Origin of the sequence: Nonomuraea diastatica (assembly GCF_004349015.1) — a bacterium.
Lineage (GTDB): Bacteria > Actinomycetota > Actinomycetes > Streptosporangiales > Streptosporangiaceae > Nonomuraea > Nonomuraea diastatica.
The window spans coordinates 1-13850 of the sequence record NZ_SMKP01000139.1; the positions used below are offsets into that span (position 1 = coordinate 1).

Genomic DNA, 13850 nt, shown 5'->3' on the forward strand with positions numbered 1-13850 from the left:
GGTCAGCCGGCGCGGGGGGTGGAGCTCTCGCGCGGGTGCAGCTCCGTCTGCAGCACCATGCGGGCGGCCGGCCTGGCCGGGTTGTCGATGCGGTCGGCGAGCAGCTGCGCGGCCGCCCGCCCCAGTTCGTACGTCGGCTGCCGCACCGTGCTCAGCCCCGGGCGGAACAGCCGCGCCCAGGGGATGTCGTCGAAGCCGATCACCCCGACCTGGCCGGGGATGGCCACGCCGCGCTCCGTGAGGCACTCCACGGCCCCCACGGTCATGAGGTTGTTGGCCGCGAACACCGCGTCGATCTCCACCCCCTCGTCCAGGAGCGCCGCCATGGCCGAGTAGCCGCCCTCCTCGCGGAAGTCGGCGTGGCGGATCAGGGAACGGTCCGACGGCAGCCCGAACGCCCGCAGCGCCCGCTGGTAGCCGCGCAGCCGCCGCATCGCCGTGGACATCCGGCGCGGGCCGGTGATGCAGGCGATGCGGCGGTAGCCCGACTCCAGCAGGTGGGCCGTGGCCATCTCCGCGCCCTTCTCGTTGTCCACCAGCACGGCGTCGACCTCGGTCTCGGCCAGCTCGCGGTCGATGGTCACCACGGCGGTGCCGGCGGCGACCAGGGCGCTGATGTCGGTGGAGTCGTCGGCGGGGGAGATGATCACGCCGGCCATGTTGTCGGCCAGCGCCACCGCGATGTACTCGGCCTCCCTGGCGCGGTTCTCGTCGGTGTTGCACAACACGACCGAGTAGCCGAACTGCCGCCCGCCGTCCTCCACCCCGCGCACGAGCGAGGTGAAGAACGGGTTGCCGACGTCGGAGATGAGCACCGCCCACAGCGTGGTCTGCCGGCGCCTGAGGTTGCGCGCGACGCCGTTGGGCCGGTAGCCCAGCTCCCTGACGGCCGCGTGGACGCGGGCCGCGAGCTCAGGGTTGACCGTGGAACGGCCGTTGAGCACGCGGGAAACCGTCGCGGCGGAGACCCCCGCGTGTCGCGCGACATCTTGGATTTTGAGCAACCTCGTCCCATCTCGTGGCAGGCCCGGCAGCTGAGCTACGGCAGTCTATCGCGGTGCCTGGAAATCGATTACTACTGGGGTGGGAACGGCAGCCGCTGCTCGACGGGCGCGATCCCGAACGGCTTGTGCGGCAGTGTCTGGTACCAGAACGCGACCGACGAGTAGTCGTCCGAGCGCTTGTTGGCGTGGCCGTGCTCGATCGTCACCTTGATCGACTCGGTGAACGTGATCGGGTCCTCGACGTGGAAGCGGTAGAGCGAGATCTCGCCGCTCCAGTTGTCGCCGCCGGGCATGGTGATGCCGTGGTACGGAGCGTGGTACGTCTGCGTGGGGCACCAGGCGGTGTTGAAGTAGTCCTCGGTGCCGGTGCCGTGCAGCGACGGCGGGAACGGCTCCCCGTCGATGAAGATCATGTCGTCGCCCTCGCCGTACCAGTTCCAGTCGCTGGTCTCGCGCAGGTTGCGGATGTTGAGCACGCAGCCCACGTAGTGGCCGCGCCCTTCGGCGTCCAGGATGACGTAGTTGCCGTCGCCGGTGTCGTTGATGCCCTCCACCTGGAACGCGCGGTTGCTCTGCGCGCCCTGCTCGATCCCGTCCGTCGGCCGCTCGCAGCGCCACTGCGCGTGGAAGTAGCCGAGCTCGTCGGCGGCGGAGTCGAACACCTCGTAGTCGATGTAGTAGTAGAAGAAGACCGGCTCGGACGACAGCTCGCTGATCAGCTCCACCTTCGCCCGGCTCGCGAACGGCATGTGAAACCACGCGTTGAAGCCCTTCCCGTCCTGCGGGCTCATCTGCAGCGGCGCCGAGACGAAGTTCGCCGTCTTGGCGTGGCCCATGCCGAAGAAGTCGCCGAGCGGCACCAGCACGCTGGGGTGCTTCTGGTCCTCCCAGGTGATCTTCAACACCAGGCGGCGCAGGTAGTCGAGGTCCGCCGCGTCGGGCACGTCCTGCTGGGGCAGCGCCACGGTGCACCAGATGTGGTTGATCGAGCCGGGGCCCTCGATGTCGGCCAGGGTGACGGCGGTGCCCGCCTCGACCTTCAGCCGGTCGTCGTTGCCGCCCGTGCGGTCGTAGCTGGAGACGCGTTTGCGCCTGGACGCCCGCAGCCGGGGCAGGTCGCGCAGGCTGCTGCCGAAGTCGCCATAGGTCATGCTGGTTCGATCCTTACTTCAATCCGGAGGTCTTGATCGCCTCGACGAGCCGGCGCTGGCCGAGCACGAAGGCGACCAAGGTGGGCACGGCCGCGATCACCGTCGCGGCCAGGACATAGTTCCAGGCCGAGCCGTACTGGCCTTGGAGGGTGGAGATGCCGACCTGCACCACGCGCAGCTCGGGGTCGCGGGTGGCGGTCAGCGGCCAGAGGAACGCGTTCCAGTTGGCCAGGAAGAACAGCACGGCGAGCGAGGCGAGCACCGGGCGGCTGAGCGGCACCACCACCTGCCACCAGCGCCGGAAATATCCGCACCCGTCGAGGTCCGCGGCCTCTTCCAGCTCGCGCGGAATCGTCAGGTAGTACTGGCGGAGCAGGAAGATCCCGAACGCGTGGAAGATCGCCGGCAGGATGAGCCCCGCGTACGTGTCCAGCAGCCCCAGCTCCTTGGCCACGAGGAACAGCGGCACGAGGACCACCGGCAGCGACACCAGCAGCGTGGACACGATCATCGAGAAGATCACCTGCCGCCCGGGAAACCGCAGCCGGGCCAGCGCGTACGCCGCCATCGAGTGCAGCACCAGCGCGATCACCGTCACCGCCACGGAGACGATGGCGCTGTTGACCATGTACCTGCCGATCGGCACCTCGGTCAGCACGTAGAGCAGGTTGTCCAGGGTCAGCCTGCTGGGCAGCGTCACGTCGAACAACTCGTCGGCCGGCCTCAGCACCGCCACCAGCAGCCACACGAGCGGGGCCACGGTGACCATGGCCAGCACGTATCCGACGATCGCGCGGAGCCTAACCGGCATCGAACCGGCCTCCCTTCGTGAGCCCGAACATGGTCCCCGTGGCCGCGACGAGGAACCCGACGACGACCGTGGTCAGGGCCGCCGCGTAGCCGTAATTGTTGAAGGTGAAGGCCTGCTGGTAGATGTAGAAGACCACGCTCGACGTGCTGCCCGCGGGGCCGCCCTGGGTCAGCACATAGACCAGGTCGAAGGCCTGCAGCCCGGTCACCGACCCGACGACCGAGTTGACCAGCACGAAGAAGCTGGTGGGCCGGAGCAGCGGCCAGATCACATGGCGGAACTTCTGCCACGCGGTGGCCCCGTCGATGCCGGCCGCCTCCTCGTACTCCCTCGGGATGTCCTTCAGCCCGCCGAGCAGGATCAGCATGTTGTAGCCCATCAGGAACCAGATGCTGATCGCCACCAGCGACCCGAGCGCCAGAGACGGATCGCCGAGGAACGACGTGTCGCCCAGCCCCACGGGCCGCAGCAGCGTGGCCACCGCGCCCTGCTTGTCGACCAGCAGGAACTGCCAGGCGATGCCGACGACGACGAGGCTGATGACGTGCGGCAGGAAGAACATCGTCCGCACCAGCCCGACGCCGGGGAAATGGTCGCGCACCAGCAGCGCGAGGCCGAGGCTGACCACGAAGCCGATCGGCACGAACGCCACCGTGTACGTCAGCGTGACCTTGACGCTCTGCCAGAGCTGGGTGTCCTCGGCCATCTGCCGGAAGTTGGCCAGGCCGACGTACGTGTAGCCGCCGAACCCGTCCGCGCTGAACAGCGAGACGCCGAGGGACAGGACCATGGGCAGCCCGACGAACATCATCAGGCCGAGCAGGTCGGGCGCCACGAAGGCGTACCCGGCCAGCGCCTCGCGCCTGCGCCGGTTCCACACCGGGGGCGCGGCGCCGGGCGGCCGCTTCACCGCCGTGCCCGGGTCGGCCACAGTCGCCATGCTCTATCGCCTCTCTCCGCGGATCAGGTGATCGCCGGCCGTCCGGGGCGCGCACGTCGCGGGCCCGGGACGCCGGTCACAACATCGCCGCACCCTTGTAGCCCTTCAGGAAGGTGCCGATCTTCGCCGCGGCGTCAGCCGCCGCCTTCGCCGGATCCGCGCCGCCGAGCTGGGCGGCCTGGATGGCGTCCGATACGGCCTTGTAGACCTCAGGGGTGTAGCGGGGCTCGCCTCGGGAGCCGGGGACGACCTTCTCCAGGAAGACCTTGAGCGCGGGATCGTCGAAGGCGCCGGCCGACTTGGCGGCCTCCAGCACGGACGTGCGGGCCGGCAGGTTCGCCTTGACGACCGTGTTCCACTGGCGGCCGCGCTCGATGCCCTCGGCGTCGTTCGCGCCCAGGGCCCAGGCGATGAACGTGGCCGCGGCCTCGGGATTGGCCCCGTTGGCGTTGGCCACGAACGCCCAGCCGCCGACCGATGTCGTGTACGTGCCGCCTTCCGGCACGGGCAGGGGGAAGACGCCGTACCTGAAGTCCTTGTTGCTCTGCGCCAGCTGTGACACCCCCCAGATGCCGGTCTGCTGCATGGCGGCGAACCCGCTGCCGAGGTTGGCCGGGGTGTCGGTGCCGCCGTCGCCGAGCGGCTTGCGCGGGGCGATCTTGCCGGCGATGCTGTCCTGCCAGAGCTTCAGCGCGTTGTGCACGGCGGGCGAGTCGAAGCCGGGCCCGCCGTTCTCCGGCACCGCCGACCCTCCCGCCATCCACATGAACGGATACCAGGTGAAGTTCTGGTAGTAGCCGGGGATCGTCTCGAACAGCATGCCGAACCGGTCCTTGGAGGTCAGCTTGCCGGCCACGTCGAGCAGCTGCTCCCAGGTCTTCGGGAGGTCGCCCTCCGACAACTTCGCCTGCTCGAAGGCGTCGACGCTGTAGAAGACGGCCAGTGGCTCACGCTCCATCGGCAGCCCGTAGATCTTCCCGTCGACCTTGCGGGTGTCGAGCGCGCCGTTCTCGAAGTCGGCGATCTGGTCGGGCTTGAGGTGCGGCGCGAGATCGGTCAGCACGCCGCCGTTGTAGTAACGCAGGAAGTCACCCGGGCTGAGCAGGAAGATGTCCGGCCCCTGCCCGGCGGAGAACGCGGTCTGCAGCGCCCTGCCGGCCAGGTATTCCGACACGGGCAGGTAGTGGAGCTTGATCTTGACGTCGTTGCCGGCGTTCCACGCCGCGACGAGGTCGATGAACCACTTGCTCTGCGCGTCGGACTGCGGGTTGGGGCCGTAGAAGTTCCAGAACGTCAGCTCTTTCGGGTTGCCGCCCTGGTCACCGCCCCCGCATGCCGACAGCAGCGGCGCCGCCATGGCCGAACCTAACACGACGGCCCCGCCGCGCAGCAGCGATCGGCGAGTCACCCTCTCGAAGGCCGACATATCCCATCCTCCTGGAGTTGAGAGCTCGGGGGTGAGCAATCGATTTCTCAGAAAATGTAGAAGTCAGCATGCCGAGCGTCAAGAACTCTACGGTGCCGCTTGCCAGAGAGAGGAATCGATATCTCCACGTGACCTGCGCGGACGCTTCCCGTCCGGCCGCTCACGCCATCTCCGCGGCCCCGAGCGGTTTCCGGCCGTTTCCCGGGGGAGGCGACCCCCCTGCTGTCGGTGCCGCGCAGCCTTCGGGCCGGCTCCGGGCGCCCTGGGCGGCTGCGGCTCGTGTCACGCCAGGGGCGCGCCCCGGGCCAGGCACTCCTTGACCAGGGCCACCGCGTCGGCGAGGGCACCTTCGCCGACGCCGGTGCGGACGCCGAGCGAGTGCAGGTGCGCCACCAGGCGCTCGGTGGCGAGGTTGCCGTGCGCGCCCGGCGCGAACGGGCAACCGCCGTAGCCGCCCGCGGCGGCGTCGAAACGGGTCACGCCCAGCTCCAGCGCGGCGTCGACCGTGTCGAGCGCCTGGCCGCGGGCGTCGTGGAGGTGCAGCCCGAACTCCACGCCCGGCAGGGCGGGCCGGATCATGGCCAGCGTACGGGCGATCCGCTCGGGGGCGGTGGTGCCCAGCGTGTCGGCCAGGACGATGCGGGCCACGCCCATCCCGGCGAGGCCGCGGGCCACCCCGAGCAACCTGCGCGGGGCGATCTCGCCGTCGAACGGGCAGGTGAACGCGGTGGAGATGCCGCCGGTGAAGGTGGCCTGCGGGTGACCGGCGACCACGTCGCGGAAACCGGCGAGCACGTCCTCAACGCCGCGTCCCGCGTTGGCCAGGCTGTGCCCCTGCCCGGCCGACACCACCAGGACGATCTCGTCGGCCCCCGCCGCCACCGCACGGGTGACGCCCCGGGCGTTGAGCGCGAGCGCGCTGTAGCGTACGGAGCCGTCGCGGGGGAGTGCGGCGAACAACTCCTCCGCACCCGCCATCTGGGGCACCCTGGCCGGGTTGACGAAGGAGGCGGCCTCGATCGCGCGCACCCCGGCGGCCGCCAGCGCGGCGGCGATGGCGACGCGGTCCGGCACGGCGACCACGACGGGCTCGTCCTGCAGCCCGTCCCTGAGCACGACGTCGTTGATCGTCACGCCGCCGGCGACGGGCATGTCAGGCCCTTGCTTCCGGCGTCACCGATGTCGGGCGGGTCCGTTCGCCCGTCCGCGGTGACGGGCGGGTCCGTTCGCCTTCCTCCCGCTGGTGGGGCATGTCAGATCACCTTCATGGCGCGCAGCTCGCCGAGCCGGCCGGCCGAGTAGCCGAGCAGCTCGCCCAGGACCTGGTCGGTGTGCGCGCCCAGCTCGGGGCCGGCCCAGCGCACGTCGCCGGGCGCGCCGGGCACGCGCGGCACCACGCCGGGGAAACGGATCTCCTCGGGCTCGCCGTCGACGGAGACCTTGTGCGGGCGGAGCATGTCACGAGCCCGGTAGTGCTCGTCGTCGGCGATGTCGGCGGCGTCGTAGATGGGCCCGGCCGGAACGCCGGCCCGGCTGAGCAGGTCGACCGCCTCGGCGGCGGTATGGCGGGCGGTCCACGCGGTGATGGCCCCGTTGAGCTCGGGCTCACGCGCGTCGCGGGCGGAGCCGTCGGCCAGCGTGGGGTCCGCGCCCAGGTCGGGGCGGCCCACCGCGGTCATGAGCCGGCCGAACACGCCGCTGGAGTTCCCCGCGATGATCACGGATCCGCCGCCACGGGTCGGATAGATGCCGCTGGGCACCACGCCGGGCAGGTTGCCGGCGGTGCGGCGGCGGATCACGCCGTACGCGTCGTAGTCGGGGACCAGCGACTCCATGGCCATGAACACCGACTCGTACAGCGCCACGTCCGCGACCCGCGGCCCCTCGTGCGGGCGCCCTCGCGCCTTGGCCAGCAACAACATCAGTGCGCCGATCGCCCCGTACAGGCCGGCCAGGGCGTCGCCGACCGGCGCGGCGGGCCGGACGGGCTCGCGGTCGGGATGCCCGGTGACGTGCCGCAGGCCGCCGAACGCCTCGGCCACTCCACCGAAGCCCGCCCGATCCCGGTACGGCCCCGTCTGCCCGTAACCGGAGATGCGGACCAGCACGACGTCGGCGTTGGCGGCCGTCAGCTCGTCGGAGCCGAGCTGGAGACGCTCCAGCGTGCCGGGGCGGAAGTTCTCCACGACCACGTCGCAGTGGCGCACGAGGCCGAGCACGATGTCCCGGCCCTCGCCGGTGCTCAGGTCCACGGTGACGGAGCGTTTGTTGCGGGCGATGGTACGGAACATCATCGACGTCCCGCCCCTGCTGCGCCGCCAGCCGCGCAGTTCGTCCCCGGTGCCGGGCCGCTCGATCTTCACGACCTCGGCGCCGAAGTCCGCGAAGATCCGGGTGGCGAACGGCGCGGCGATGAAGCTGCCCAGTTCGAGGACCCGGATCCCGGCGAGCGGCGGTTGGTCTCCTTGGTCCACAACACTACCTTTCTCAAATAATGAGTAACGATGCTCATTTAACGAGAATGAGAGCCTATTTGCGACGATAGAGGCCCATATGTGGACAAACAAGGGGAGCGCGCCCCGTAAGGACGCCGTAGCCGGGCGCTTAGGTGGGCTTAGGGGGCAAGGCGGGAGGCGCTTCATGCGGGGTGCAGCATCGGCGCCCCACCACATCGCTGAACCCTCCTTGAACGCTCGCAGGACGAGCTGGGCGAGCCGGCACGCAGGTAGCGACCTGCGGGCACTCGATCTTCCATGTCACGGTTCTGCGGGCTCGCACACCGGCGTGTCCCGGCTCGTCCGGGCTGCCGCGGCGGCTGACGCCCTGATCTGGAGCGCGCCGATGTGCCGCCCTGTCGGACGACGAGGCGGCCGCCGATCGCGCCCTGCCACAGGCCGGAGCGCTCGAGGTCGTGCGCGCCCACCCCGAGATCCTCCAGTCCGTCCTGCGCGACCGGGACAGCTGAGCCTGGGGCGGGCGCGCTTTCGGGCACGGTTTCGTGTGGCCTACGCCTCGGTGGCCAGGACATCTTTGATGCTGGTGAGCAACTGGCGGCCGGCCTCCCGGCGCGAGCCGGTGAGGCCGCTCAGGGCCACCGCCACGCCGGCGAGCGTGTCGTCGTGGATCACCCTGGCCATCGCCTCCTGGCTCTGGTGCACCACCTGGAGGGCCACGGTCGCCTGATTGGCGAAGAGGCCGAGCATTTCCAGGTCGCCCAGCGCGCGGGCGGGATCCGGCCGGCGGTCCAATACCTCAAGGACCCCGATGCTGGTGCCCGCGTCCATGAGCGGCGCCGCCATCACCGACGCGGGCGTGTAGCCGGTGGACTCGGCGAACTGCCTGGCGTGCAGCGGGTTCGACGTCACATTGTCCACGATCAACGGCTCGCCCGACTGCAGCACCCAGCCCGCGATGCCCTCGTCCATCGGGAACCGCTGGCCGAGCAGCGTCGCCTCGCCGGCCCCCGACACGGCCTCGAAGACCAGCTCGCCCGCGCTGCTGTCGAAGATGAAGATGGAACTCGCCCCCGCGCTGAAGATCGCGCGAGCCACTTCCACGATCGACTGGAGCAGGCGCTGATGCCCCTTGTCCAGGACCGGCGGTACTCCGTCGATACTCATGGTTGCTCCCTCACGTTGGCCGCGGACAGATAGAGGGCGGTCTTGACCTGGAACGGAGTCAGTTCCGGATACTTACTGAGGATCAGCGCGCAGATCCCGGCTATGCGCGGCGTCGCGAAGCTGTTGCCACTGCACAACGTGCGTGCCCCGCCCTTCCAGGCGACGGGCACGTTGACGCCGCCGGCGTAGAACTCCACAGGCGGGGCAGGGTTGTAGTAGTAGAGCCAGGGATCGGCTTCCGCGTGGCTGCCCACGGAGACGACCGAGGAGAACCTCCAGGGGAAACTCTCGACCTTCATGTTGTGCGCGGATGCGACGATCAACGTGCGGTTGAAGTACGCGTCATCGGTCAGCTCGCGCAACGCCGTCCCGAAGGTGCGCTTGCTGGTGGACAGGCTGAGGTTGACCACGTCGAAGCCGTTGTCGATGACCCAGCGCAGGGCGGTGATCAGGTTTTCGCTGCTGCCGAAGAATCCGCCCAGGACACGGACGCTGACCAGCTCGCAACCCGGCGCGAACCGGCGGATCACGCTGGCGCAGGCCGTACCGTGACCGCTGCTGTCGCCGCGGTTGTCGGGCACGACCCGCGGGCTGCCCTCCGGCCCGGGTTCCACACTGTACGCGCCCGCCAGCTGCCCCACGAGCTCGTGCCCGTCTTCGACGCCGCTGTCCACGACGCAGACCCGGACGCCCGCGCCGGTGGCGCCCGATGCCGCCCAGTCCTCCACCGGGGCCGCCGGCCAGCCCGCGCTCACCCTGACCTGCTCGGGGCGGTCCTGCGTGTACCAGCTCAGGCGCGGAAGTGTGTCAGCGCTCACGGGCATCCCACCTGGCCTGAACGGATGCGGTCACCGCGAGGCCGGCCAGGTCCTCCTTCGCCGCGAAGCAATCCCGCGCCTGCCTCAGGGCGGAGGTCGCGTCGGATCCGCGCCCGGTGCTGCGGAACACATGGGCGGCGTCCAGGAGGACCGTGCCCCTGCACTGAGGCGAGGGCACCCCGGCGGTCAGCGTCAGAGCCCTTTCCAGCTGGGCTCCTGGCTCGGAGCGGATCCGGGCCCGCAGCGAGGCAAGGAGCGCGGCATCCATGGGGAACAGGCCCTCGGTGAGGTTCTCGCACGAATCCAGCCATTCGAGGGCCTCGCTCCTTCTGCCTTGGAGATAGACGGCACGTGCGAGGTCGATCGTCGCCGTGTCGCGCATGAGGCCGTCTCCGATGTCGTCGAAGGCGGCTCGCGATGTGCTCAGCGCCCGTTCCGCCGCGGCGAAGTCGCCGGCCAGGAGTTCCACCTTGCCGAGGAAGACGGGAATGGTCGCCCCTGCCGTGACGTGCCCCATCTCATGGGTGATCCGCGCAGCGTCGCGGAGAGTCCTGCGTGCGTCGTCGTGCCTGCCGCGCATGGCACACAGCAACGCGCGCGGCGACTCGATGGCGACCCTGGTGGCCTTCGACAAGCCGGCGTACTGCTCGACCAACTCGTCGCATCTGCGCAGGGCGGCGCCGGAAGGCTCCGGACCCTGCCACAGGCAGTAGGCGAGCCCGCCGAGGATGGTCGCCAGCTCCAGCCGCGCCGTGGGGTCGTGGGAGAACGTCAGAGCCTGCTCGAAGCGCTGCCTGGCCTCGTCAAAGCGGTACCGGACCTGGTTGGCCTGGCCCAGGCGCAGCCAGCATCGGGCGAGCCCGACATGATCGTTTTCCTGGCGGAAGATCGGCAGCGTCTGCTCGGTGACCGCGACCAGGTGGTCCATTCCCCGTTCTGCCAGGTGGAGCACGGCTCGCTGGAGCCGCCCGTGCGCCGCGGGGACCGGCCGGCCCGAGGACGCCTCGAGCTCGTCGAGCAGCCGGTCGGCGCTCTCGGTCGCGCCCACTGCGGCGAGCACGTCGACGAGGGCCACCATGGTGTCCAGTCGGTCCGGTACGAGCGCGAGGGCCCGCTCGAAGAACGATCGGGCGCGGTACATGTCACCGAGTGACAGGGCCGTGCGTCCCGCCCGGTCCAGGTGGGCGCCGGCCGCGAGGGCCAGGCTGGCCGCGTCCGGCATTCGCAGCTCGGCGCTGTAGCCTGCCGCGGTCTCCAGGTGCGCGCCGACGTCGGCGTCGGATTGCCGGCGATCCCGCAGCCAGCCCGCGATCCGCAGGTGTCGCTCCACCCGGAGCTTCTTCGGCAGCGCGGCGTAGATCACGTCCCGGATCTGGGAACTGCCGAACCGGTAGCGGGCCTCGCCGTGGAGCCTCCCGTCGGGTTCGACGAACCGGCGGCTTACCAGGTGGTGGAGGTCGGCGTCGGTGATCCGGACGTCAGGTGCCAGCTCGGCGATGCGCGAGGGGACGAACCGGTCGAAGAACGCCGCCCAGCGTAGCCATTCCAGATGTTGGGCGGGTAGCAGGTCAAGCCGTGCCGCCAGGAGCGCCCGCAGGGACGGCGGGACTCCCTCCGCGTGCCCCTCGGCCCGCATCGCCATCAGCTGTTCGAGGAAGAACGGGTTGCCTTCCGCGGTCGTTACCAGCCGCTCGGTCTCGGCGTCGGACAGGTGTGCGGAAACGTCGCTCAGCTGGGCGGCGAGCAGGTGCGCGTGCTCGTCGCTCAACGGCCGCAGGACGATGGAGGTGGTGCCGAGCTGTCCGCCGCCCCACTGCGGACGGGCGTCAAGGAGCTCGAATCTGGCCAGGCAGACGAACAGCACCGCCACCTCGTGCAGGGACTCCGTCAAGGTCGTGATCAGATCCAGCGCGGTGGGCGAGGCCCACTGCAGGTCGTCGAGCACCACGACGATGCCGCGATCGTCGACGAGCGCCGAGAATGCCTCGCGGACCGCCCAGAACGTATCATCGACTGCCAGGCCCGGAGCGCCGTCACGCAAGACACCGGCCAGTGCCGTCGCCACCTGCGGCGTCTCGGCGAACGTCTCGGCCAGGCTGCCCGTCCCCGTGGCCTCGATCAGGGCGGACAGGACGCCGTCGAACGGGGCGAGCGTGCCACCTCCGTACGGCGAGCAGCCACTGGACACCGCGGGTGCACCCGCCGACTGGCATGCCATGACGAACTCGTGGGCGAGCCGCGACTTCCCCATCCCGGGATCGCCGAAGATCGTGCACACGTGGCAGCCACGGTCCTGCCGTACCCCTTCAAGGAGCAGCGAGAGCTGCCTCAGTTCGCGCTCGCGGTCGATCAGCGGCACGTCGAACCTGCGCCGCACGGGTGGCTCGTGGGCCCTGACCACCTGCACCCGCCAGGCAGGCAGGGGCTCTGCCCTGCCGCGGACCTGAAGCGGTGGCACGGCCTCGGCGGTGACGGCGCCCGCCACCATGCGGTAGGTCTCCGCGCCAAGAAGGATCCCGCCCGGCGTCGCATGCTGTTCGAGCCTCGCCGCCATGTTGACGGTCTCTCCCGCGACGAAGGTGTGATCGCCGGTCGCGGCGTCGACGGCCACGACCTCGCCGGTGTTCACGCCGATCCTGATCGCGATTCCGCACCCGATCTCACGGACCAGTTCCTCGTTGAGCCTGCCGATGGCCTCGCGCATCTCCCAGGCCGCGCGCACGGAACGGAGCGCGTCGTCCTCATGCACCGTGGGCACACCGAACACGGCCATGACGGCGTCGCCGATGTACTTCTCCACCGTTCCCCCGTGGCGGATGAGGCAGGAGCGCATCAGTTCGAAGTAGCGCAGCAAGATCGCCCGCAGGGATTCCGGGTCGAACAGCCGGCTCATCTCCGTCGAACCGCTCAGGTCGCAGAACAGAACGGTCACGATCTTCCGTACCTCACCCCGGTCACCGTTCTGGGGCGTGCCGCAATGGGGACAGAAGCGGACGCTCACGATGTCGGCACCACATGACAGACAGGTCATAACCGCCTCGGCGACTAGAAGCACTTCCAGAGGGAGAACGGCCGGTGCCTCATGACGCCACCGGCCGTCCTCTTTACCCCAGTGGTACTCGCGCAGGGGCGGGTTACCACAGACCGGCGCCGGTGACCTCCGAGTGGGCCATGACGTCCTGGTTCTCCGCGGCGGCGTTCATCTTCTGGCGGATGGACTTGATCACCTCGACTTCGGCTTCGGTGAGGGTCGCCAGCACCTCGAGCGCGAGACCGCCCTGGTGCCCCTCCTGAAGGTGGCTGTCGGGAGTGGCGGGAAGCACACCAGAGTCACGAAGGCTCTGGATGGGATCGAATGCGGACATGTTCTTCACCTCTCATTTTCTGGGCGAGTCCGGTCACCACAGACCGGCGCCGGTGACCTCCGAGTGGGCCATGACGTCCTGGTTCTCCGCGGCGGCGTTCATCTTCCGGCGGATGGACTTGATCACCTCGACTTCGGCTTCGGTGAGGGTCGCCAGCACCTCGAGCGCGAGACCGCCCTGGTGCCCCTCTTCGAGGTGGCTTGCCGGTGTCGAGGAAATGATGCCTGCCTCGCGGAGACGCTGGATGGGATCGAAAGCGGTCATGAGTCCTCCCTTTGTGTGGTCCGACGGTTACCAGAACAGCCCGCCGTCTTGGGGACCGTGTGCGGTGTCGACGCCGACTGCCTCGTCGATCCGCGCCTTGATGGCCTTCAGCACTTCGAATTCCTCTTCCGACATGGCGGCGATGGCTTCCAACTCGACTTGCGTGGCGCCCGGTGCGAGCTGTCCTTCTTGAATGCGGGCCAGTCCGACTCCAGCCATGGCGAACCTCCTGATTTCGGCCGGGTTGTTCATCAACGGTTCTGGGTCACCAGAAGGAGGCGCCCATGACATGAGCCTCCACGTCTCCTGCGACCGCTTCGATGCGCTCGCGCACCGCCTCCAGCACGGCGACCTCCTCCGCGGACAGCGACGCGAGCACGGCGCGCGCCTCGGCCGTGAGGAACATCGGCTCCAGCGGCAGCTCTCGGTCGCTCATCTCGGTTCCTTCCAA

The 13850-nt window shown here is 69.7% G+C and carries 14 protein-coding genes; all 14 read right to left on the reverse strand.

All coding sequences use genetic code 11. The annotated features are described in order from the left end of the window. Positions 1 to 2: 2 nt before the first annotated feature. Entirely contained in the window at positions 3 to 1004 is a 1002-nt protein-coding gene (locus tag E1294_RS36380) for a LacI family DNA-binding transcriptional regulator (protein ID WP_132515515.1), read from the reverse strand. Between the two features lie 71 nt (positions 1005 to 1075). Continuing rightward, positions 1076 to 2155, reverse strand: coding sequence for a glycoside hydrolase family 172 protein (locus tag E1294_RS36385; RefSeq protein WP_132515516.1), 1080 nt, complete (start codon positions 2153 to 2155; stop codon positions 1076 to 1078). 13 nt (positions 2156 to 2168) lie between these two features. Continuing rightward, entirely contained in the window at positions 2169 to 2966 is a 798-nt protein-coding gene (locus E1294_RS36390) for a carbohydrate ABC transporter permease (RefSeq protein WP_132515517.1), read from the reverse strand. Further along, a complete protein-coding gene (locus tag E1294_RS36395; protein WP_132515518.1) occupies positions 2956 to 3906 on the reverse strand; it encodes a carbohydrate ABC transporter permease in 951 nt (316 codons plus the stop codon). The genes E1294_RS36390 and E1294_RS36395 overlap by 11 nt, the downstream gene beginning before the upstream one ends. A 76-nt stretch (positions 3907 to 3982) precedes the next feature. Further along, positions 3983 to 5332 carry an ABC transporter substrate-binding protein gene (locus E1294_RS36400; protein WP_132515519.1) on the reverse strand — a complete coding sequence of 450 codons (1350 nt, stop codon included), beginning with the start codon at positions 5330 to 5332 and terminating at the stop codon, positions 3983 to 3985. Positions 5333 to 5614: 282 nt separating this feature from the next. Further along, positions 5615 to 6484: a hydroxymethylglutaryl-CoA lyase gene (locus tag E1294_RS36405; protein ID WP_132515520.1), complete on the reverse strand. Its 870-nt coding sequence runs from the start codon at positions 6482 to 6484 to the stop codon at positions 5615 to 5617. Between the two features lie 101 nt (positions 6485 to 6585). Continuing rightward, complete coding sequence (locus tag E1294_RS36410) at positions 6586 to 7806, reverse strand: CaiB/BaiF CoA transferase family protein (protein ID WP_220448130.1); 1221 nt, start codon at positions 7804 to 7806, stop codon at positions 6586 to 6588. Between the two features lie 531 nt (positions 7807 to 8337). Beyond that, complete coding sequence (locus E1294_RS36415) at positions 8338 to 8952, reverse strand: GAF domain-containing protein (RefSeq protein ID WP_132515521.1); 615 nt, start codon at positions 8950 to 8952, stop codon at positions 8338 to 8340. Next, a complete protein-coding gene (locus E1294_RS36420) occupies positions 8949 to 9770 on the reverse strand; it encodes a S8 family serine peptidase (RefSeq protein ID WP_220448131.1) in 822 nt (273 codons plus the stop codon). Before E1294_RS36420 ends, E1294_RS36415 begins: the two co-directional genes overlap by 4 nt. Beyond that, entirely contained in the window at positions 9760 to 12702 is a 2943-nt protein-coding gene (locus E1294_RS36425) for an adenylate/guanylate cyclase domain-containing protein (protein ID WP_165977651.1), read from the reverse strand. Before E1294_RS36425 ends, E1294_RS36420 begins: the two co-directional genes overlap by 11 nt. A 202-nt stretch (positions 12703 to 12904) precedes the next feature. Next, the gene (locus E1294_RS36430) at positions 12905 to 13135 is read right to left on the reverse strand and encodes an aroma-sacti cluster domain-containing protein (protein WP_132515524.1); all 231 of its coding nucleotides are present in this window, start codon (positions 13133 to 13135) and stop codon (positions 12905 to 12907) included. 33 nt (positions 13136 to 13168) lie between these two features. Continuing rightward, entirely contained in the window at positions 13169 to 13399 is a 231-nt protein-coding gene (locus E1294_RS36435) for an aroma-sacti cluster domain-containing protein (RefSeq protein ID WP_132515525.1), read from the reverse strand. A 27-nt stretch (positions 13400 to 13426) separates the two neighbouring features. Further along, entirely contained in the window at positions 13427 to 13651 is a 225-nt protein-coding gene (locus tag E1294_RS36440) for an aroma-sacti cluster domain-containing protein (protein ID WP_132515526.1), read from the reverse strand. A 13-nt stretch (positions 13652 to 13664) separates the two neighbouring features. Further along, entirely contained in the window at positions 13665 to 13835 is a 171-nt protein-coding gene (locus tag E1294_RS53270; RefSeq protein ID WP_165974624.1) for an aroma-sacti cluster domain-containing protein, read from the reverse strand. Positions 13836 to 13850: the final 15 nt, after the last annotated feature.